General features: G+C 51.3%; 17 protein-coding genes and 1 tRNA gene. 10 read left to right on the top strand and 8 right to left on the bottom strand.

Annotation, left to right across the window (positions count from 1 at the left end):
• Positions 1–22: 22 nt before the first annotated feature.
• The 3 genes from RDU59_02790 to RDU59_02780 all read left to right on the top strand — a co-directional run bounded on the left by RDU59_02790 (position 23) and on the right by RDU59_02780 (position 5102).
• Complete coding sequence (locus tag RDU59_02790; protein ID MDQ7837402.1) at positions 23–1210, top strand: ABC transporter substrate-binding protein; 1188 nt, start codon at positions 23–25, stop codon at positions 1208–1210.
• Positions 1211–1366: 156 nt separating this feature from the next.
• The gene (locus RDU59_02785; GenBank protein ID MDQ7837401.1) at positions 1367–3763 is read left to right on the top strand and encodes a methyl-accepting chemotaxis protein; all 2397 of its coding nucleotides are present in this window, start codon (positions 1367–1369) and stop codon (positions 3761–3763) included.
• Positions 3764–3797: 34 nt separating this feature from the next.
• On the top strand, positions 3798–5102 hold the full coding sequence (locus RDU59_02780; protein MDQ7837400.1) for a substrate-binding protein: 1305 nt from the start codon (positions 3798–3800) through the stop codon (positions 5100–5102).
• Between the two features lie 193 nt (positions 5103–5295).
• On the opposite strand, the gene RDU59_02775 is transcribed toward RDU59_02780, so the two are convergent.
• Complete coding sequence (locus tag RDU59_02775; GenBank protein ID MDQ7837399.1) at positions 5296–5940, bottom strand: MarC family protein; 645 nt, start codon at positions 5938–5940, stop codon at positions 5296–5298.
• Positions 5941–6158: 218 nt separating this feature from the next.
• Between RDU59_02775 and RDU59_02770 the strand changes: the two genes are divergently transcribed.
• The 6 genes from RDU59_02770 (at position 6159) to RDU59_02745 (ending at position 10966) form a co-directional block, all read left to right on the top strand.
• Entirely contained in the window at positions 6159–7055 is an 897-nt protein-coding gene (locus tag RDU59_02770; GenBank protein ID MDQ7837398.1) for a manganese-dependent inorganic pyrophosphatase, read from the top strand.
• A gap of 210 nt (positions 7056–7265) precedes the next feature.
• On the top strand, positions 7266–7418 hold the full coding sequence (locus RDU59_02765) for a hypothetical protein (GenBank protein ID MDQ7837397.1): 153 nt from the start codon (positions 7266–7268) through the stop codon (positions 7416–7418).
• Positions 7419–7613: 195 nt separating this feature from the next.
• A complete protein-coding gene (locus RDU59_02760) occupies positions 7614–8303 on the top strand; it encodes a bifunctional precorrin-2 dehydrogenase/sirohydrochlorin ferrochelatase (GenBank protein ID MDQ7837396.1) in 690 nt (229 codons plus the stop codon).
• Positions 8304–8320: 17 nt separating this feature from the next.
• Positions 8321–9148: a c-type cytochrome biogenesis protein CcsB gene (gene ccsB / locus RDU59_02755; GenBank protein ID MDQ7837395.1), complete on the top strand. Its 828-nt coding sequence runs from the start codon at positions 8321–8323 to the stop codon at positions 9146–9148.
• Positions 9129–10433 carry a glutamyl-tRNA reductase gene (hemA, locus tag RDU59_02750; GenBank protein MDQ7837394.1) on the top strand — a complete coding sequence of 435 codons (1305 nt, stop codon included), beginning with the start codon at positions 9129–9131 and terminating at the stop codon, positions 10431–10433. The genes ccsB and hemA overlap by 20 nt, the downstream gene beginning before the upstream one ends.
• 140 nt (positions 10434–10573) lie before the next feature.
• Positions 10574–10966: a hypothetical protein gene (locus RDU59_02745; protein MDQ7837393.1), complete on the top strand. Its 393-nt coding sequence runs from the start codon at positions 10574–10576 to the stop codon at positions 10964–10966.
• Between the two features lie 251 nt (positions 10967–11217).
• Here RDU59_02745 and RDU59_02740 read toward each other — a convergent pair whose 3' ends face one another.
• The 5 genes from RDU59_02740 to RDU59_02720 form a co-directional block, all read right to left on the bottom strand.
• Positions 11218–11658, bottom strand: a complete 441-nt coding sequence (locus RDU59_02740) for a single-stranded DNA-binding protein (protein ID MDQ7837392.1) — start codon at positions 11656–11658, stop codon at positions 11218–11220.
• A 95-nt stretch (positions 11659–11753) separates the two neighbouring features.
• Positions 11754–12392: a signal peptidase I gene (gene lepB, locus RDU59_02735; protein MDQ7837391.1), complete on the bottom strand. Its 639-nt coding sequence runs from the start codon at positions 12390–12392 to the stop codon at positions 11754–11756.
• 113 nt (positions 12393–12505) lie between these two features.
• Positions 12506–14305, bottom strand: coding sequence for a translation elongation factor 4 (lepA, locus tag RDU59_02730; protein ID MDQ7837390.1), 1800 nt, complete (start codon positions 14303–14305; stop codon positions 12506–12508).
• A 182-nt stretch (positions 14306–14487) separates the two neighbouring features.
• Positions 14488–15468: an ROK family protein gene (locus tag RDU59_02725; protein ID MDQ7837389.1), complete on the bottom strand. Its 981-nt coding sequence runs from the start codon at positions 15466–15468 to the stop codon at positions 14488–14490.
• A 99-nt stretch (positions 15469–15567) separates the two neighbouring features.
• Positions 15568–17316 carry a PAS domain S-box protein gene (locus RDU59_02720; GenBank protein MDQ7837388.1) on the bottom strand — a complete coding sequence of 583 codons (1749 nt, stop codon included), beginning with the start codon at positions 17314–17316 and terminating at the stop codon, positions 15568–15570.
• A 277-nt stretch (positions 17317–17593) separates the two neighbouring features.
• On the opposite strand from RDU59_02720, the gene RDU59_02715 reads away from it, so the two are divergent.
• Complete coding sequence (locus RDU59_02715) at positions 17594–18988, top strand: MFS transporter (GenBank protein MDQ7837387.1); 1395 nt, start codon at positions 17594–17596, stop codon at positions 18986–18988.
• 118 nt (positions 18989–19106) lie between these two features.
• Here the strand turns inward: RDU59_02715 and RDU59_02710 are convergent.
• Both RDU59_02710 and RDU59_02705 read right to left on the bottom strand, forming a co-directional pair.
• A tRNA-Asn gene (locus tag RDU59_02710) sits at positions 19107–19182 on the bottom strand.
• A 39-nt stretch (positions 19183–19221) separates the two neighbouring features.
• The gene (locus RDU59_02705) at positions 19222–21936 is read right to left on the bottom strand and encodes a pitrilysin family protein (GenBank protein MDQ7837386.1); all 2715 of its coding nucleotides are present in this window, start codon (positions 21934–21936) and stop codon (positions 19222–19224) included.
• Positions 21937–22143 lie beyond the last annotated feature (207 nt).

The raw sequence follows: 22143 nt of genomic DNA, 5'->3' as shown, positions 1-22143 counted from the left end.
AAAAACAGGGAGGTTTACAGGCATGAAGAAAGGCATCAAAAGGTTTTTGGGGTACAGGTTCTGGTTTGTAGCGGCCGTGTTAGCCGGTATAGCTTTCGTTATCCCGGCGGCCTGGGCCGAGGACGGGGTGACAGACAGCGAGGTGGTCATTGGACAGTGTGCGGCCCTGGAAGGGCCGGCAGCCGGGCTGGGGACGGGCATGAACGTGGGTATGAAGGCCTGTCTGGATGAGGTCAATGCCAAAGGCGGCATCAATGGACGCAAGATAAAGTTTATAGCCAGCAACGACGGTTATGAACCGGACAAGACGGTGGATTGCACCCTTAACATGATCGAAAACGAAAAGGTCTTTGCCTTGGCCGGCTATGTGGGGACGCCGACTGGCAAGGCCGCCCTGCCTATCGTGCAGGAGATGAAGGTTCCCCTGGTGGGACTCTTTACCGGCGCCGGACTACTCCGGAACCCGGTCTCGCGGTATATCATTAATATCCGGGCCTCTTATGACGATGAGACCGAGGCCCTGGTGGAGAGGATAACCAGCGACCTGGGAATAAAGGACATAGCGGTATTTTACCAGGATGACGCCTTCGGGCTGGCCGGTCTGAGTGGGACGGAAAAGGCCCTTAAAAAACGCGGTTTGAAACTGGCTGGTACGGGGACTTTTGCCCGCAATACCGAGGCGGTCAAGGGAGGCCTGGCCTCCATAATGGCGGCAAAGCCGGGGGCGGTGGTTATGGTCGGCCCTTATAAACCGATCGCAGCCTTTGTGAAAGAGGCCAAGACCGCCGGGTTTAATCCGGTTCTGGCTACCATTTCCTTTGTCGGCACCGAGAATCTGATAAAGGAGTCAGGCGATGCGGCCAATGGGATCATTATCTCCCAGGTAGTCCCTTCTCCGGATGATACCTCTGTGCCCGTAGTCCGGGACTTCCAGGCCGCGCTCAAAAAGTCCTTCCCCAATGAGGCGCCCTCCTATGTCAGATTGGAAGGGTATGTAACCGCCAGGGTGCTTACTACAGCCTTAGAAAAGGCCGGTGCGGTCCTTACCCGGGAAGGGTTGATCGACACTATTGAGTCTATGTCCAATACGGACATCGGCGGTCTGAGTGTATCTTTTAGCAAGGATAACCATCAGGGATTGAACAAGGTCTATATGACCCAGGTGGGTGGCGGAAAGGCCAAGCCAGTGGCCAAGGTGGCTAAACCATAAGTAAGCTGTCAGCTATCAGCATTCAGCTTTCAGTTTGCTCCTGGGGGAGGCGCTCCTACGGAGGTTAAAGCGGCCGCCTGGCCCCATTCCGTAGGAGCAGCATCCCGGCTGCGACGCATGGCTGAACGCTGAAAGCTGATCTTTAAGGAGACAAATATGACCATTAAAAGGAAACTCTTCCTGCTGGTAGCCCTGCTCCTCGTGGCCGTGGCTGGGGTGGGCACGGTGGGTTTTTTTGCCGTGCGCATGGTGAGCGGCAAAATCTACTATCTGACCCGGGAGTCGTCACCCCTCCAGGTAAAGATGGTCAATCTCCAGCAGGGGTTTGAAAAGGTGGCGGCCAACTTTACGCAGATGGCCCTGACCACTTCAGCGGCGGAACTTGCCGCGATTCGTAAGGATACGGATAAGGCATTATCCCAGGTCAATGCCACAGTTCAAGACCTGACCAAATTAAAGGCGGGTATCGATGAGAAGGTGGTCGAGGACATAGAAAAAGCCTATAAACAATTGACTATTATGGGCGAAGAAAGGCTGCAATGTATGAATAAGGTGGCTGCGGCCAATGAGCAGCTCCGGTCGGGCATTGCCGGGGTGGTCGGGGAGGTCGGAAGGCTCGATGCCGCCATGCAAAGAATGCAAAAAGAGAGTTATGCCTCGGTTGAAAAATCCAAAGAGGCGAGCCTGAAGGCCAATACCCTCATTAAGCGAATGCTGGTAATTCAAGATAGGTTAAGCAGCGCCAGGGCATTGATCATGCAGATAGATACGGTGTTCAATCGCTTCAAGCTGAACCCGCTTAAAGATAAGATGCGGGCTGAGGTGGATAGGATGCGGGCTGAGGCGGACGGCATAGAAATGGCCATTGGAAAGGGTGGATTGGCCGGTCAGCTAAAGGAATTCGTTGAGGAAATAGAAAAGGGATTTTCGGGGGATGCCGGACTCCTCGCCGCCCGAGCCAGCATAATCGCTGATCCAACGTCTGATGCGCTCAGCCAGGCGTATGAGAAAAAAAGCGGAGAGATGACAAAGAAAATTGAGGGGCTCGGCAACAAACTTGCCGGCGAAATAGATAAATTAGATCTGGTTGTTCCCCAGGAAAACCAGAAGATGGGCAACTCCATTCGTCTGGTTACCTCGGTAGGGCACATATCAGGAGCCAGCGCAAATATAGCCATTCTGGCCCGAACCATAGAAAGTACCTCCAAACAGATTATGTTGGCCGGTTCTGCTGACGAGGCAGGCAATCTGAGGACCAGGCTGGAGGGACAGTTTGCGGCAGTGGCGAGAGAGCTGGGCGGTATTAGAAACGGCCTTGGTTCCATAAGGGCCGGGGCTCAGGCGGCAACGGTAAAGAATGTTGAATCGGCTTTTGCCGGCATGCGGGGGTTATTGTTGAGCAAAGACGGCATTCTGGATCAGATCTTAAAGAATCTGGCCACCCAGGCCCGTTCTGCCCAGATATTCAGCGAAGCGAAAAAGTTGATTGAAAGGATTGGCCAGGCCAGCGCCGAGAAGACGCGCTCGGCTGAAGCCGGCCAGGAGAAGGCGGTGGAGGCCGTGGAAAAGGTGGCAGCCATGACCACTACGGCCCTGGCCATTGCCGGTATCATCTCCATAGCTTTCGGCATTATTGTGGGTGGCTGGATCAGCCGGTCCATTAATACCTATTTAGAAAGGGTTATTTCCGGATTGAACGATTCTTCGGGACAGGTGTCCTCTGCCGCCGGAGAGGTCTCCGGGGCCTCGCAACAACTGGCCGAAGGGGCTTCGGAACAGGCCGCAGCCCTGGAACAGACCTCGGCCTCTCTCGAAGAGATAACGAGCATGACCAGGCAAAATGCGGACAATGCCCAACAGGCCAACATGCTCATGGAAGAGTCAAGGCAGGTCGTAGAAAAGGCCAATAGTTCCATGTCCCAGATGAGTACCTCTATGCACAACATTTCTGCTGCCGGTGAGGAAATCGGTAAAATTATCAAGACCATCGATGGCATCGCTTTTCAGACCAACCTCCTGGCGCTCAATGCCGCAGTCGAGGCGGCGCGGGCCGGCGAGGCCGGTATGGGATTTGCCGTAGTGGCGGAGGAGGTAAGGAATCTGGCTAAGCGGGCGGCCGAAGCGGCAAAGAATACCAGCAACCTGATTGAAGATGTGATTCAAAAGATAGCAGAGGGTTCCGGCCTGGTCAGCGGGACGGAAGCTGACTTCCGGGAAGTGGCTACCAGCGCCAAAAAGGTCGCTAATCTGGTGGCAGAGATAGCGGCCGCCTCCCGCGAGCAAAGCCAGGGAATGGATCAGATAAGCAATGCCTTGGGTCAAATGGATCAGGTAGTGCAAAAGAATGCGGCCAATGCCGAGGAGACCGCTTCTGCCTCCGAAGAATTGAACGCCCAGGCCCATACCTTGCAAGATTATGTAGATCAACTGTCCGAATTGGTTGGCGGAAAGAATATAAAGACCATGGAGGGGGGCCAGGAGCCGGACGATTCTCCCAGGGCATCATTTGTTAAGAAATTGCACGGCATACGTAAGCTGAATTCCGGCGCATGATTGTTTAAAGTAAAACGAGACTAAGGAGGAAACCATGTTTAAAGGAATTTTGGAACGATCAGGCCGGGTTCTGATGATCTCCCTGATCACCGGGCTGTTTCTGGCCAACACCCTGTCTGTTTCCCTGGCCGGGGCCGATGCGGTGAAGATTGGTTTGAACTATCCTGCAACCGGGCCGTATGCGATTGAGGGTCTGGATCAGTTACGTGCCGCGGAACTCGCTGCGGAGGAGATTAATGCGGCCGGGGGCATCCTGGGAAAGCAGATAGAGCTTGTAAAACGCGACTCCATGTCAAAATCGGATATCACCACCAAAAACGTTACCGAGTTGATCGATCAGGAAGGCGTGAAGATGGTATTCGGTGGGTCTTCAAGCGCTGTAGCCATAGCCGCGGCCAAGGTGTGCCAGGAAAAAGGCATCCCATTCTTTGGGACCCTCACCTATTCCAATGAGACTACATGCGAAGAAGGGCATCGCCATACCTTCCGCGAGTGCTACGACGCGTGGATGGGGGCCAAGGCCATATCCAAATACTTAAAGGAAAATTTTGCGGGAAAGAAATATTTTTACATTACCGCTGACTACACCTGGGGTTGGACTACCGAGACCTCTGTGAGAAAACTCAGCGGCACCGAGGACACATCAGTGCACAAAGGGGTGAAGACCCCGTTTCCAGGGGCCACACTGGAGCATTTTACCAAGGCCCTCAACATCGCCCGGATGATAAAGCCCGATGTCCTGGTATTGGTCCTTTTTGGCCGGGACATGTCCTCAGCCATCCAGATTGCGACAACCATGGGACTGAAAAAGGATTGCCAGATAGTAGTCCCGAATCTCACCCTGGGCATGGCCGAGGCCGGCGGTCCCAAGGTCATGGAGGGCGTGATTGGATCTGTTCCCTGGACCTGGAAGATTCCATACAAGCACAATTACCAAAGGGGAAAAGAGTTTGTAGAGAAGTTTGCCGCTAAATACGGCCGTTATCCCAGCACTTCGGGCGCTTCGGCCTATACAATTCTATACGAATACAAGGGAGCCGCGGAGAGGGCCAAAGGCTTTGATTCACCCGGGGTGATCAAGGCGCTCGAGGGTCACGAGTACACGCTATTGAAGGATAAGCAGATATGGCGCGACTTTGATCACCAGTCCGTGCAAACGGTCTATGCGGTCAGATGCAATCCGGAAGCGGTGGTGGTCGAAGACAAGTACAAATTGGATTATTTTGAGATACTGAGCAGCCTGCCGGGTGAAGAGGCGGCGCGCAGCCGCGAGGACTGGAACGCAGCGCGGCAGGCCGCAGGCAAACCAACCAGTTTGGAGCGCCTGCCGGGGGAATAGACTATTAAGAAATTTCGCCCCAACCGAGTGTCGGGTAGCCAGCGCTTAGCCGGTCTGGCTACCCGACAACCATTATTTAGCAAGTGAGAATTATACTCAACAGGTCATTTGAGCCGCCGCAAAAACTATCCCCTGACCATGCGCCCCCTATTAGAAATGTTTCAGGGTAGGCTTTCTCGCGCCGGCAAGTATTTCAGGAAAACAGGCGCGGGAACATGCCCCGAATCCCGCTGACTACTATCTCTACGGCAATGACGGCCAGGATAAGTCCCATGACCCGGGTCAGGATATTTACCCCGGACCTGCCCAGCACCCGCGCCATGGAAACCGATCGGGAAAAGATAACATAAGATATAAGACTGGTCAGCAGACTGGATAGTATTATAAGAAGCTTGGGCGTCCAGCCTTCGTGTTCGCTGCCAAGCACCATGACCGTAGTGATGGCCCCGGGGCCGCTCAACATGGGGATGGCCAGGGGGACGATCGCGATATCTTCCTTTTCCATGCCTTCTTTCTCCTCTTCCGGGCTGGTGCGGATGAGGGCGGGTTTGACCTGGAGCATCTGAAGGGCCACCATGAAGAGGATGATGCCGCCGGCTATGCGGAAGGCGGGGACGGTTATGCCAAAAAAACGGAGGATATAATGACCCCCGAAGGTAAAGGCAGCCAGGACAACGAAACAGGTCGTGCAGGCCTTAAGGGCCGTAGCCCGGCGCTTTTCCGGGGCATCTCCCTCCGTCATGGTAATGAAGACAGATATGTTGGCCAGGGGATTGACGATGACAAAGATGGAGACGAAGCTGGCTATAAAGAATTTGGCAAGGGCAGAGATGTCCATTTGTTGTATGATAGCCTTATTTTCTTAAAATCTCAAATCTGAAATTTCAAATCTCAAATCCCGGGTCGTCATTTCCCGGTAAGACCATTAAAACGAAAGTGAATAGCGCTTCATTTTATCCTTGACAAAGATACCGCCTAACTATTATGATTGTCCTTCAATTGTTGTCTTTTCGAAGACGTAAAAAATAAACTAAATAATATGGAGGACAGAAGAAGATGGCAGATGTATACGTAATAGGTCATAAGAGTCCGGATACGGATACGGTATGTTCGGCAATCGCTTACGCCAAGATAAAGGGCTATACCCCGGCCACCCTGGGGTCGATCAACGAGGAGACCGCATTTGTGCTCAAGACGTTCGGTGTGCCTGTGCCGGGGGAACTGGGCAGCGCCGAGGGCAAGAAGCTTGTGCTGGTGGACCATAACGAGGCCAGCCAGTCTCCGGATGACGTCGCTAAAGCGGAAATCATTGAGATTATCGATCATCACAAGATGAATTTTTCCAATCCCAACCCTATTGCCATTCTGGTAGAGCCGGTAGGCAGCACGGCCACCATTCTGGCCAAGAAATACAAGGATGTCGTGGCCAAGGATAAGGCTTTGGCCGGTATCCTGCTGGGTGCGCTCCTTTCCGATACCGTAGTCTTTAAGTCGCCCACCACCACCCAGGAAGACAAGGACGTGGCTGCCGTACTGGCTAAGATAGCCGGTATCGACGACATGACGAAGTTTGGCATTGATGTGAAGAAGGCCAAGGCCAATATAGCGGATAAGTCGATTAAAGACGTTATCTTTGCCGACTATAAGAATTTTGATTTTGCCGGCAAAAAAGTCGGCATCGGCCAGACCGAGGTCGTGGATCTGACCGATGTTTACAACCGCGCCTCCGAGGTCACGAAATTCCTGAACGATCTGAAGGCCAAAGAGGGCTATGAGATGGTCATCTTTGTCGCCACGGATATCATAAAGGAAGGCTCCGAGCTGTACTTTGCAGGCGACAAGGCCAAGATTGAAAAGGCCTTTAATACCAAGGTAGAGGGCGCTTCAGTATATATCCCCGGCCTTATGTCCCGTAAGAAACAGGTCGTGCCGGTAGTAGAAAAGGTATTCTAAATCGGCGTCAGAAGCTATTGGGTAAAGGGATGCCCCGGAAAGGGCATCCCTTTACTTGTTTTTATGGTCGCAGACGTAGGGTGGGCTTTGCCCACCATCATTGGCGACGCAGCGTGGTTTCGGTGGGCGGAGCCCACCCTACATGACTCGCTAATCGCTATGCGCTAAACGCTAATAATTATGGATGCATCTAAATTCAGGATATTTCTCATGCGATTGATGCTGTCCGGTATCTTCGCCATCGTCTTTTCACGCCTTTTTTCTTTCCTGCGAAAAGGCCCTTGGGCTGTAGTGGGGATGACCGCAGCCCTGCTGGGTCTTGTCTACCTGCTTGACTATGCCCGCAAGGGCAAAGACAAGTAGCCATCAGCTATCAGCCTTCAGCTCTCAGCTATGAGCCTATCAGGTTCACATCCTTTTGTGTGTTTTTACCACTCATCTACTCAACCAGTTGACTACATAATATGTGTCCTTTACGCCTTTGCGGTGAGGGAAAAATCTTGCCTAACCTTCCGATTATTGTTACATTGCTGGCTTAAGTCAGACTTTGACCAAGAGATGGGCGGTGAACATTTGCGGTATTATCCCATAAACCTGGATATTAAGGACAAACAATGCCTGGTAATCGGCGGCGGTAAGGTTGCGGAAAGGAAGGTCGAGACCCTGCTTTCCTGCGGCGCCAGGGTCAGGGTCATAAGTCCGGAACTTACTCCTTATCTCCAGGGATTGGCCGGAGAAAAGAGAATAACACATACGGCACGGGGCTATCAGACTGGAGACTTGAACGGGGTGTTTTTAGTGGTGGCCTGCACAGACGACCCGGGCATTAATACAGCAGTCAGCAGCGCGGCACAGGAGAAAAATATCCTCTGTAATATTGTGGACAAGCCGAACCTGTGTAATTTCATAGTTCCTTCTATGGTGGCAAGAGGCGATCTCTTGATTGCCATCTCCACCGCGGGCAAAAGCCCGGCCCTGGCGAAAAAACTGCGCCGGGAGTTGGAAGATGCCTATGGCCGGGAATATGCCGATTTTCTCAGGCTTATGGGGGCCGTCAGGCCTAGGGTGCTGGCTATGGGCCGGCCGCAGTCTGAAAACGAGGCCATTTTCAACCGGCTGGTCTATTCAGATCTCCTGGACTGGATTCGGGACGGCGACCGGGTACGCATTGACCGCTTTTTACAAGAAGTCCTGGGACCGGAATTTGGGCTTTCAAATCTTAAGGTAGAGCTGAAAGCTGAACGCTGATAGCTGAAAGCTAAGAAATGAACGTCATCCTTTTTAAACTGACCTTATTGTTATACCTGGCGGCTACGGCGGGTTACCTGGTCTATATAATCTCTCAACAAAGGCCGGCCGCCCGGGTAGCCATGGGCGTGGCCATCGCCGGCTTCTTTCTCCATACCGCCACCATCGTAGTCCGCTATTATGAGGCGGGTTACGCCCCGGTAACGAACCTGCACGAGTCTCTCTCGTTTTTTGCCTGGGCGCTGGTAGGCAGTTACCTCTACATTCACCAGCGGTACAAGGTGAAGAATCTGGGCGCCTTTGCTGCGCCGATAGCCGCCCTTTCCATGATCGCCTCTTCCACCCTTCCCAAGAAAATAATAGCCTTACCCCCGGTGCTCAAAAGCTATTGGCTGCCTGTTCATGCTACAGTTTATTTTTTTGCCTACGGAATTCTGGCCGTGGCTGCCTGTGCCGGTATCATGTATTTGATTCAGGAACGCCAGATCAAGAAAAAGAAGCTCGGGGCCTTTTATCAGCGCCTGCCCTCTTTGGAGGTTCTGGATGCCATAAATTACCGCTGCCTGACCATCGGTTTTCCGCTTCTGACCGTAGGCATACTAACCGGCTCGCTCTGGGCCGAGCAGGCCTGGGGTGCGCATTGGCAGTGGGATCCCAAGGAAACCTGGTCTCTAGTCACCTGGCTTTTTTATGCGGCTCTTCTCCATGAACGCCTGACCGTAGGCTGGCGGGGGAGACGGGCGGCCATCATGGCCATCATCGGCCTGGGGGCATTGCTTTTTACATTCCTCGGGGTTTCGCTGCTGCTCAAAGGATTACATACTTATGCCGGATGGGGCGTCTAATCTGAGTATAGTTCTGATCGGTCTCAATCATGAGACAGCGCCGGTTGAGATCAGGGAACGCCTGACTTTCGGCGGCGACCGGGAACTGCCTTTTACCCTGATACGCAGGATGCCATTCATCAGGGAATTCATATTTCTTTCCACATGCAACCGTGTAGAAGTCCTGATGACCACCCCTGATCCGGCGAATGCGGAAATGGAGATAAAAAAGGTCTTTACCGAGTCAAACGGCATCTCTCTCGGCGACTTTGAACGCTGCCTGTACATTTATCATGAAGAAGAGGCCGCCAAGCATTTGTTCCGGGTGGCGGCCAGCCTGGATTCCATGGTTTTAGGCGAACCACAGATACTCGGCCAGATCAAAGACGCCTACCGCCAGGCCACAGACCTGAAGACCTCCGGTGTCATACTCAACCGCCTCCTGCACAAGACCTTTTCTGTGGCCAAGCGTGTGCGCACCGAGACCGGCATTTGCAGCCATGCAGTTTCGATAAGTTTTGCGGCGGTCGAACTGGCCCGGAAGATATTTGCGGATTTGAAAGGGAAGCGGGCCATGTTGATCGGAGCCGGCGAGATGGCCGAACTGGCCGCTGAGCACCTTATTTCCAACGGCGTGGCAGAAATCGTAGTGGCCAACCGGACTTTGGAACGGGCTATAGATCTGGCGCAAAAGTTTAAGGGCCGGGCTATTTCCCTGGATGAGGTATATGACCAACTGTCAAATGTGGACATCATAATAAGCTCCACCGGTGCGCCGGGGCTGGTAATTAATTATGATAATGTAAAGGGCGTCATGCGGGCCCGTAAGAACCGGCCGTTGTTCCTTATTGATATTGCCGTTCCCAGGGATATTGACCCGCGCACCAATGAGATAGATAATGTTTATCTCTATGATATAGACGACTTGAAGGGGATCGTAGAGCTGAATAAGGCCGAAAGGCAAAAGGAAGCCCTGCGGGCTGAAAGGATTGTCGAAGAAGAGGTCATTAAATTTAAGTATTGGCTCCAGGCGCTGGATATTACACCCATAATAGTATCCTTACGTGAAAAGGCAGAGCAGATCAGGCTCAAAGAGTGCCAGAAGACCCTTTCCAATATGGGTTCCCTGACCCCGGAACAGGAAAAGGCCGTTCATGTCCTGACCGCCTCTATCATCAACAAGATGCTCCACGATCCTATCACTTATCTCAAAGGGAAAAGCGGCCGTGAGCATAAGGATATCTATCTTGATTTTGCCCGCCGGATATTTAACCTTAATGGTGAACCGGCAGATACGGATGAGTAACGGGTTGGAGGGAAGGAAGGAAGTATAATTAAGGTCATTTGTCACTGGTAAAAGTTGCTCGATCTTTCACACTTAACATGACTGATGACTAATGACCAGTGACGTCGCCTGTAGATATGGCGAGGAGGGAGATTAATAACATGGCGGATATAATCGATATAGAAGAAAGATTAAAATATGAGAAGAAGAAAAAGGATGAGATAGAGAGGATAAAAAAGGTCTCCTTGCTCAAAAAGTTCATCGAATGTACCCAATGCATGCTTAAGTGCGCCAAATGCGGTGTACAAATGGATCTGCCGGAAGCGGTGAATCGGGATATCAGTATCCCCTTCCGCTTCTGCTCGAATTGCCAGGAAGAATATGAGGAATATATAAAACGCCAGCTCGGGCAGGGAACTCCTTCTTATTACTGGTACAATGAAAAATGGATGGATATCTGGCGGCACTGGATAGAGTATCAAAATGCCGTATTAGGCTACAAAGAAACCGAAGAGTTCAAACGACTCCTCAGAGAACTGCAGGTCGATAAGTAGCCGGCTTGAAAAGCCGTTTTCTGAAAACCATTATAGTCCGGGGATGCCACAAAACTCGCCGGAATCTCAAATGCCAAAATCCAAATGTCTGAATACCAAAGTTGATGGTCTCGTAAAAAGTAAAATTTTACCGCAGAGATCGCCGAGAATGCTGAGATAACATATTGAATAGTTTACGGTTTTTCTCTGCGCACTCTGCGTGCTCAACGGTGAAAAGGCTTTTTTACGAATTGATCAACTTTTGTAACTTCTTAAAATGGTATATCGTCATCCGGCCCCGGGCCGAGTTCAGGTCCAGTATCTGTCGTTAAATCCGCCGAGGGCGTGGCCGTCGTTCCCTCACCTGATCCGGGCTGACGTCCGGCCGGGCCGAGCATCTGCATATTGCCGGCTATAATCTCAGTAGCCCATCTCTTGTTGCCGTCTTTATCATCCCAGGAACGTGTCTGCAGGCGGCCTTCGATATAGACCTGTTTCCCTTTAGCCAGGTATTCCCCACATATCTCCGCCAGCCTCCCATAAGCTACAATTCTGTGCCATTCAGTGCGTTGTTCCCGCTGTCCTTCCTTATTGGTGCGATTTTCTGTGGTGGCCAGGCGGAAGTTAGTCACTGCCAAACCCCCCGGCGTATAACGCACCTCGGGATCGGCCCCAAGATTACCTACCAGGATAACTTTGTTGATACCTGCCATTTTGTCCTCCTTTTATGGCTATCAGCATTCAGCTTTCAGCCTTCAGCTAAAAATAGAAAGATTCCTCATACCGCTGACATCTGACTGCTAATAACTTAATGTATGGTTTTTCCAAAGCGCTTCCAGCGGACACCGAAGTTTTCACTATCCCACGACCAGTAAACGATAAACGCCTTTCCCTTGACATCCTTCAGGTTAACAGGCCCCCAAAACCTGCTGTCATAGCTCTGATCCCGATTATCTCCCATAACGAAGATAGAGTTTTTGGGGACGATATAAGGGCCAAAGTTATCGCGTGGTCCGCCTATGGCGGAGGATAACACATCGCCGTCGGTGTGCATGGTATAGTTATCCGGCATGGGCTGTCCATTTATATGAACCTTTTTGTTTATAATCTGGACGCAATCGCCCTCCGTCCCAACGACCCGCTTTATAAAGTCCTTGTCGCGATCAACCGGGTAGATAAAAACCACCACATCGCTCCGCTCCGGCTTCTCCAGCGGGATAAGAGTGCTGCCGGTGAACGGGTTCTTTATCCCATAGATAAACTTGTTTACCAATATATGGTCTCCTATGAGGAGATTGGGTTTCATGGAGCCGGAAGGTATTTTGAATGCCTGTACTACAAACGTCCGGATTAACATGGCCAGGACAAAGGCAATAACAATAGCCTCAACGTATTCCCTGGTCGTGGCCTTCCAATCTTTTTTAGTGTCGCTTTTTACCTTCTGCAAACGAATCCTCCTTGTAAATTAGCTGTCAGCATTCAGCTATCAGCTTTCAGCTAAAAATGGAAGATTTCCATCCTGCTGACTGCTGACCGCTGATAGCTGAATGCTTTTCTATTCTACACCTTCAACACAGACAGAAACGCCTCCTGCGGAATTTCCACCTGGCCGACCTGTTTCATCCTCTTTTTACCTTCTTTTTGTTTTTCGAGCAACTTTCTCTTTCGGGTTATGTCGCCGCCGTAGCACTTGGCCGTAACATTTTTGCGCAGAGGCACGACGCGTTCGCGGGCAATGACTTGGCTGCCTATAGCGGCCTGGATGATGACCTCAAACATCTGGCGCGGAATAACCTCTTTCAGCTTCTCGGCTAACTGCCTGCCACGGTGGTAGGCCCGGTCATTATGGGTAATAGTAGAAAGGGCATCCACCGGAAGCTTATTAATAAGGATATCCAGCTTGACCAGCGGTGACGGCCTGAAATCCAGAAATGCGTAATCGAGAGAGGCATAGCCGCTGGTTACGGACTTCAGCCGATCGTAAAAGTCAAGCACCATCTCGCTAAAGGGGATTTCATAAGAAAGTAGTACCCGGGTTTCAGTGATAAACTTGAGATCCTTTTGAATCCCTCTTTTGCCTTCACAAAGCGTGATCACCCCTCCTACGTATTCAGCCGGGGTATAGATATCCGCCCGTATAAAAGGCTCCTCAATGGTCTCGATATCCTGTGCCGGCGGTAACTTGCTGGGATTGTCCACCATCTTTACCTGCCCCTTTTTATCTGTGACGCGATAAACCACGGAAGGGGCGGTGCTGATCAGAGAAAGGCCGTATTCGCGTTCCAGCCTTTCCTGTACAATCTCCATGTGTAAAAGTCCGAGAAAGCCGCATCGAAAACCAAACCCCAGCGCCAATGAGGTCTCCGGCTCGTAACTAAAAGAGGAGTCGTTTAACCAGAGCTTCTCCATGGCCTCCCGGAGCGTGTCATATTGGCCGGGATCTGTTGGAAAGAGTCCGCAAAAGACCATGGGTTTTACTACCTTGAATCCCGGCAGGGCGCTGGATGTCGGCCGCTGGGTCCCGGTGATGGTGTCACCGATTTTGGTATCACGCACCCCCTTGATGCCGGCCATGATGAATCCTACTTCGCCGGCCTTGAGTTCCGGAATCTCTCCGGCGTAGGGCATAAAAATACCGACCTTGGCCACCTCATAGACCTTATCGGTGGCCATGATCTTTATTATATCGCCTTTTTTAACTGTACCCTCGTACACCCGTACGAGAACGACTGCGCCTTGGTAGGAATCAAACCAGGAATCAAAGATGAGGGCCTTAAGAGGGGCCGCAGGATCGCCCTCAGGCGGCGGGATGCGTTTTACAATGGCCTCCAGTATCTCGACGGTGCCTATGCCCTCTTTGGCGCTGGCCAGAATGGCGTCCTTACAGTCGAGGCCGATTATATTTTCTATTTCCTCTTTAACTCTTTCCGGTTCGGCGCTGGGCAGGTCAATCTTGTTTAAGACCGGTATAATTTCCAAGTTGTTATCCAGCGCAAGATAGACATTGGCCAGGGTCTGGGCCTCCACTCCCTGACTGGCATCAACGACCAATAAGGCCCCCTCACAGGCTGAGAGGCTACGGGATACCTCATAAGTAAAGTCCACGTGGCCCGGTGTATCTATCAGGTTCAGCATGTAGGTCTTCCCGTCTTTGGCCTGATAATTCAGACGCACTGTCTGGGCCTTGATGGTTATGCCCCTTTCCCTTTCCAGATCCATCTTGTCCAGGAACTGAGAAACCATTTCCCGGGCGGAGACTGCGCCTGTATATTCCAGCAGCCTGTCCGCCAAGGTGGATTTGCCATGGTCGATGTGGGCGATAATGCAGAAGTTGCGTATGTTATCTATAGTAAATGTCATTAGCCGTTAGTCAATAGTCACTGGTAAAAGTCAGTTTCTCACGCAAAGGCGCAAAGACCGCGAAGAAAAATGAAAATCTGGAAATCAAGAAATCAGGAGTAAAAGATTTTTCCATGAGTTCCTGAGTTCCAAATTTTATTCTTTTTGCGTCCTTGGCGGCTTTGCGTGATATTTTGAACTTTTTACGAGTTCATCAATTTTGACTCTTTATTAAAAACAGCGGCGGCCGCACCGATAATCCCGGCTGCGTCCTTCAATGTCCAGGGGAGAACAGGCGCCTCCGGCCTTGTTCCAGGCATAACCCGCCGGGCATACTCCGTGCGCAAAGGCCCTATAAAAAGATCCCAGGCATCGGAAACGCCTCCGCCAATAATAATAACATCGAGGCAGAGCAGATTCATTACGCTGGCTATGGCCACACCAAGGGTCTTACCCAACTCGGCAAAAAGCTCCAAGGCCCACGGATCTCCCTGCCCGGCTAGATCTGCGATGAGACGGGCGGAAAGCGCGTCCGGATCAGAAGCCATCCTTTGCGCTAACAAGCCCTTTTTCCCTTTTCCAAGACCCTCGCGTGCCATGCGGATGAGGCCGGTAGCCGAGGCCACAGTCTCCAGGCAGCCATAATTACCGCAGTTACACCGGGCTCCATGCCGGTCGATAGTCACATGCCCTATCTCTCCGGCCGTGCCGCACCCGTGCCATATCTCATTGCGGAGTATTAGTCCTCCTCCTACGCCGGTGCCCAGTGTTATACACAAAAAATTTTCGTATCCACGGCCGGTGCCCCGCCACTTTTCTCCAAAGGCGATAAGATCGGCATCGTTATCCACCAGAACAGACCGCCCCAGCCGGTCCTCCATTATTTCGGCCAACGGGATATAGTCCCAACCCGGCAAATTAGGTGAGAAACGGACTACACCTTTTATATGATCTACAGCGCCGGCTATACCTACTCCGATACCGGCAACCGGTTCCGGCGCCTCCTCGATTACCCCGGAGACGGCTGATACTATCCGGTCAATAAGTGTATGCGGCCCCAGGTGACTTTCAGACGCAAATTTTTTAATAATACCATATTGTCCGGTTTCATCAACTACAGCCAGACGAAAATGGGTCCCGCCAATATCCACGCCTACGGCATAGGGCATAATAATGTCTCCCATGGCATTAGCCCCCAGGTCCGGGGTTAAGCATATCATCCTGAAATTTCAGGGAAAATAGCACGAAGCCAAAAGAATGGTCAAGGGGATTTATTGTGACAATTAACTGGATAGGGCAGACCCCGTTTTCTTTTTAGGCAAGTCAAAATAGAAAGAGGCCCCCTTGCCTTTTTCAGACTCCACCCATACCCTTCCACCGTGGGCACGCACAATCCTGTCAACGATGGCCAGTCCCAACCCGGTTCCGTCCTCGGCCTTTGTCTCTTTTAACCGGTAGAACATCTCAAATATCTTCCGGTGATATTGAGGATCAATCCCGCTGCCGTTATCCCTTACATAAAATCGATGAAAATCACCTCTGTCTTCGTATCCGATGTCGATTCTGGGGTTCTTAGTGTTACCCATGTACTTAGTAGCATTAGCCAGCAGGTTTTCAAAGACCTGATAGAGCTTGGCCTGATCAGCGTTGATAACGGGAAGGCCGGGAGGGACCACGACTTCTATCCCCTTTTCCCTCATTCTGTATTGAAGGTTTGAGATAACCTCTGTTACAATATCCAGGGCGGAGACATCCTCAAATCTAGAGGCCACCCGGCCAATTTTTGACAAGGCCAGGAGGTCGGAGATCAACATCTCCATCCGGCAGGCGCTGGACTTGATCCGCTCAAGATAATTCCGGCCCTTGTCCCCTAATTTTTCCTGATAGTTCTTGAGCAGCCGGGCAGCAAATCCCTGAATGGAAATTATGGGGGTTTTCAGGTCATGGGAAACCATATGGATAAAGTTCTTAAGCTCTTCATTTATCTTGCGGAGTTGTTCTTCTGCTCGCTTTTGTTCGGTAATATCCACAATATTGCCCAATATAGCCGGCCTTCCCTTATACTCTATGCGGGTGTTTCTCCGATTGATCCAAATGGTCTCTCCATCCTTTGTCAGGCCCCTGGCCTCATATTCCGGGGGCGCTTCTTCTCCAGCCAGCCTCTTTAGTCTTATTTGATTGATCAAGGGCCTGTCCTCAGGATGGACCAGCCTCCAGCTCTCTATTTCTAGCAGCGCCTCTCTCGGATACCGATATATCTCGGCAAACCGGTGGTTGGCAAATACAATCTTCCCGTCCTGGTCGATATATATGCCCGTTAAGGAATTTTCGACCAGCGTAGCGTACTTTTCTTCGCTCTCCCGCAGTTCATCCTCGGCCCGCCGGCGCTCGGTGATGTCTTCGAAAACCCTCAAAAATACCTTCTTATTATCCTGCATCATCCCGGTATAGGTTATCAGAAAGGTCCTTCCACCCAGTATCCCTTCGACCTCAACCGAGCGGGTTTCTCCTACGTGGATACCTTGTTTCACCGGACAATCCTCACACGTTTCCCCGCCCTCTCTATAGACAGCAGGGCACGTCTTGCCAATCGCATCGTTACCCAGGACCGCCTTCAGTTTCTCGCTTAAGTAAACTATACGGCCCTCTTCATCCACGACATCCATCCCAAAAGGGATGGTCTTAATAATAGCCTCGCTAAGCTCATGGGCCTTGCGGAGTCGCCCCTCGACCCGCTGCGTCTCCGTGATTTGGCGGACGAGCGGCCGGAACAGGGCCAGGTAAAGCACCGGAAAGGTCACAACGGCCAACAAAATGGCATCCAGAAAAGCAACCAGATTCGGGGATAAAGGCGGCAGGAGGGCGAGAAAGAACATCACCAATGTCTCGGCTACGAGTATGGAGCCGATTACAATAATCAAAAAGCGAACGGCAATAGCCGGCCCTTTCATCGCCTTCCCGACCGGTTGTTGCAGATGAGGCGCGGCATTCTGCGCATCCGAGCCTGATTTGATTTTATCTATCCCTTTCATTCTTTCGCCACAAGGAAATCATGACCTGATTTCCACCAGGATTCATATTATTTCATTATAACATTAAATACATACAAGTTTCTAACCTTTCTATTAAGTTGTCTATTTACCCCGGGCATTTTTGATGCTTTCGTAAAAAACCGACAAAATTAACACTAATTGACCGCCTGTCTGTGATTATGGTACAAGAGACAATAAAAAATAACCACAGAGGGCACAGAGAAAAAGAATTTTAAATTTTAAAAACTCTGTGTGCTCTGTGGTTGAGGGGTAAAAAGTGGGAATCGGGGATGTCTGCAAGGATGAACATAACGCCACAAGTAAGGGTTGTGTCTTACTTGTGGCCACCCTGGCCTCGTTTCTTACACCCTTTATAGGCTCTTCGGTCAATATCGCCCTTCCCTCCATCGGCAAAGAATTTCACATGGATGCCGTCCTGTTGAGTTGGATTTCCACCTCTTTTCTTCTATCTGCCGCAATGTTTCTGGTCCCTTTTGGAAGAGTGGCCGACATCTACGGGAGAAAAAGGGTCTTTTTGTCCGGCATCTCGATCTATACCCTTTCCTGTCTTTTCTCCGCACTTTCGCCCTCTGCCGGGGTACTCATTGCCTCCCGGGTCATGCAAGGGATCGGGAGTTCCATGATATTTGGCACGGGAGTGGCCATACTTACCTCGGTGTTTCCGGCGGGGGAAAGGGGAAGGGCGCTGGGCATAAACGTTGCCGCTGTTTATTTAGGCCTCTCTCTCGGGCCTTTTATTGGCGGGGCCATAACCGAGCACTTTGGCTGGAGGGCCATCTTCCTGGCTAATATACCCCTGGGCCTGCTTGTAATTCTTCTTGTTATCGGGAAAATAAAGGGAGAATGGGCCGAGGCCAGAGGAGAAAAATTAGATATTATAGGCTCTATAATCTATGGTCTTTCACTTATGGCCGTAATGTATGGGTTTTCCCAGTCTTCCGCCTCCGGTGCGGCGCTTATCGGGATGGGTCTCTTTGGGGCCATTACATTTCTTAAGTGGGAGACGAAGGCAGGGAGTCCTCTTCTTGAGATAAATCTTTTCCGGGCTAACCGGGTCTTCGCCTTATCTAACCTGGCAGCCCTCATTAACTATAGCGCAACCTTTGGTGTAGCCTTCCTTTTGAGCCTTTACCTCCAGTATATCAGGGGGCTGAGTCCTCAAAATGCCGGGCTTATTATGGTAGCCCAGCCCATTGTGATGACTGTTTTTTCACCGGTTGCCGGACGCCTTTCCGACCGCATGGAGCCGCGCGTGGTGGCCTCAACAGGAATGGCGTTGATCGCCATCGGGCTTTCCTTTTTTATTTTTTTAAACGAAAAAACGGCCATGGCATTAATTGTAGCCGATTTGGGCCTCCTGGGCCTGGGTTTTGCCCTTTTCTCATCTCCCAACACCAATGCCATTATGAGTTCCGTTTCAAGGAAGTTTTATGGCGTGGCGTCAGGGATTGTCGCTACCATGCGCATGACCGGACAGATGCTCAGCATGGGTGTCGTCATGCTGCTTTTCGCCGCCCACATCGGAAGGGTCCCGATTACACCTCCGTGCTATCCGCTTTTTCTGAAAAGTGTGAAGTCCGCCTTTATCATCTTTTCCGCCCTCTGCTTCGCCGGCATATTTGCCTCCCTGGCCAGAGGGAAGCTGCGCTGAATCCTTTTGTCATCCACTTGCCTGCGCCGATCAAGATGATTTTCCTGAAGACGTGCTATATTCCATGCCTGCTAAAAACAAAAAAGGCCCGATTATGCAATCGAGCCTTTTTATCTTTTGGCTCCCCGGGCCGGATTCGAACCAGCGACCAAGTGGTTAACAGCCACTCGCTCTACCTGCTGAGCTACCGGGGAATAGATAAAAAATGTTTATAACAAAGTTAGGCCGCTCCGTCAATGCCTTTGTTCTGCACTATTCGGGCCCACCGCGACAACCACGTATTTTTCGGGTTGAATGTATGTTCTGGCCACTCTCAACACGTTGTCAACGGTAATTTTTTCTATTTGGTCCAGATAGGTTTTTGTAAAATCAAAACCGAGTCTGTAGCGTTCGTTTAGGGCCATGTCCATGGCCTGGGCGGCGTTGGTCTGGAGGCCGATCTCCGTACTTCCGATTATATACCGCTTGGCCCGGTCCAGTTCCGCCGGGTCGATTATCTCATCCCGCACCCGGTTCAGCTCCCGCCACATACTGTTAACAGCCGCATCTTTCTTTTCCGGGCTTGTCGCTATATATACGCCGAAGGCGCCCGTTTCTATCCCTTCCGTAGAAAAGGCCGAGAGGCTATAGGCCAGGCTTTCCTTATCCCGAAGCCTGGCAAAGAGACGCCCGCCCTGCCCGGAAAGTACGTTATTCAAGACATCCAGGGCGGCCCTATCCGGATGAGAAAGGGTAACACCCCGAAAGCCGATGGCGATATGCACCTGCTGTTTGGACTTTAAAATGGAGGCAGTTTTGGGACTCGCGACAGGCCTGGGAAGCGCAATCCTGACATCCCTAAAGCCCGGGTTCTTCCAACGGGAAAGCAGCCTTTCTACCTCTGACTTTACACTGGATGCCTCTACGTCACCCACTATCGCCAGGACAAGATTACCGGGGATGACATAGCGCTGGTAGCCCTCTTTAATTTTTTTTGTTGAGAGCTTCTTAATAGTCTCCGGGCTTCCGAGGGGATTCATACTGTACGGATAACCGGTAAAAAGCAGCTTGTTGAAGTTGAGAAAGGTAATAGCCGGGAGACTGTCTTCCTGCTGTTTTAGTTGCGCCAGCAACACCGGACGCACTTTTTCCAGCTCCTTCGGGCTAAAGTCCGGCTCAAGCATGACCTCGGTCAGGATATCAAGCCCACGGGAAAAGAAACGGGATAGAAAGGTAGCGCTCAGTCCGAAGGTATTCTTACCCGAGAAGCCATTGATGCTACCGGCCATGCCTTCAATCTCGGCGGCTATCTCCTGGGCGCCTCTTCGCTTCGTTCCTTTTGTCCATAACTGAGCCAGGGCATTAAACAGGCCATTATCGGCCGCAGTTTCATATCGCAGTCCGCCCAGGAAAACGGCGTGCATGGAGACCGTAGGCACGTTTCGCTCTTCCTTCACCAGGAGGGTGATGCCGTTTGAAAGGATGAATTTCTGTGCCCCGGATATCTCCACCTTCCGGCTGGCGTATAATTTTTTTGCCTCTTCATCTGCCGCACGGGATAGGTGGGCTGCCTCTTCCATAGAAAAAGGCATCGTCGCCTCCTTTGGAACCAGGAGTCCTAAGGTAAGGCGTTCCGGATGGAGATATTTCGCCGCTACCCGCCGTATATCTTCAGGTGTGACGGCTGCCACCTTCTTTAGATAACTCGCCTGTTCACGATAGTCACCGGCCATGGTCTCAAAATACCCGAGTTTGCGGGCCTGCCCCTGTACCCTTTCCTGGGCATAAATAAAACCTGACTCTATATTCAGCTTGGCCTTATTGAGTTCGTCCTCTGTAACGTGGTCATACCGAAGGCGATAAATTTCACGTAATGCGGCTTCGGCTGCCTGCTTACTCTTTTCCGCATCCAGACTACAGGCGACTTCGAACAGGCCGGGACCCATGGGCGTAAAGGCGTAGGCGCCTATGTCGTGTACCAGTGTCTTTTGGTCTCTCAGCTCCCGGTAGAGCCGGGAACTTTCACCCTCTCCGAGGATGCTCGCCAGCACATCCAGGGCCACACTATCAGGGTCATTAAAACCGGGTATAGGGAAACACATATTAAGGTGCGACTCGTTGATCTCATCCTCAAGCAAGACCGTGCGCACTTCATTCTGCGGCGGTTCCTCAAGGGAAACGGATTCAGGGGCTGCGCCTTTCATGCCGGAAAATGCCCGTTTAATCCGTGAGATACAATCAGCGGTCTCTAGGTCCCCCACCACGACTACCGTGAGGTTAGAAGGCGTGTAGCGCTTTTTCATATAGGCCAGAATAGAGTCTCTTGTGAGGGGCTGGACGGTTTTGGGAAAACCGATTACCGGCCTCCGGTATGGAGAAACCGTGTACGCCTTTGCCATAACCGCTTCAAAGAGTTTTACGGAAGGCTGGTCCTGGCGCATGCGGATTTCTTCCAGGACCACCATTTTTTCCCGTTCGATCTCTAACTGGTCAAATGATGAGTGAAGGACGGCATCAGAAAGTATGTCCAGTCCTACATCGAAAAATTTACTGCCTATAGCTACGTGATAGACGGTGTAATCCAGAGAGGTGTAGGCATTTATATCCCCGCCCACCGCCTCAATCGCCCTGGCTATCTCTCCGGGCTCGCGCTTGGCCGTTCCTTTAAAGATCATGTGCTCTATGAAGTGGGTAATGCCGGCCTCGTTATCCGTCTCGTAAACACTTCCGGCCTTCACCCAGACCTGAATGGCCGCGACCGGGGCGGCATGGTTTTCTTTGATGATTACTGTAAGGCCGTTATCAAGCTGAAAGCGATAAGGGTTGGGAAAGGCCTCTTCAGCCTGGATGACCGGGATGGTTATAAAAATAAAGGACAGTAGAATTAAGGATAGTAAGGAGGTTATAATGCGTTTGTGATAAGGTTTCATAGGTAAAATCCCTTCTATAATCTTATAGTTAGTGTTCATCCGGAAACTACCGTTCCCGGCCTACGGTCGGCCCAAGGCCGGCTTCACGCTTTCAGCCATCAGCGTGTTTGTTATCCGTTAACCGTTAGCCGTTGTCCGACATTTTCTTTCGGTTAACGGTCAACAGTGAACGGTGGACCGGCTTTATGCTGAACGCTGATTGCCCATTTTTATTAGTGACAAATGACCATTGACAAGTGACATTCA

It is taken from the genome of Thermodesulfobacteriota bacterium (assembly GCA_031082315.1).
Taxonomy (GTDB): domain Bacteria; phylum Desulfobacterota; class QYQD01; order QYQD01; family QYQD01; genus QYQD01.
The sequence above is the reverse complement of the archived record's forward strand: the minus strand, read 5'-3'. Positions and strand labels throughout refer to the sequence as shown.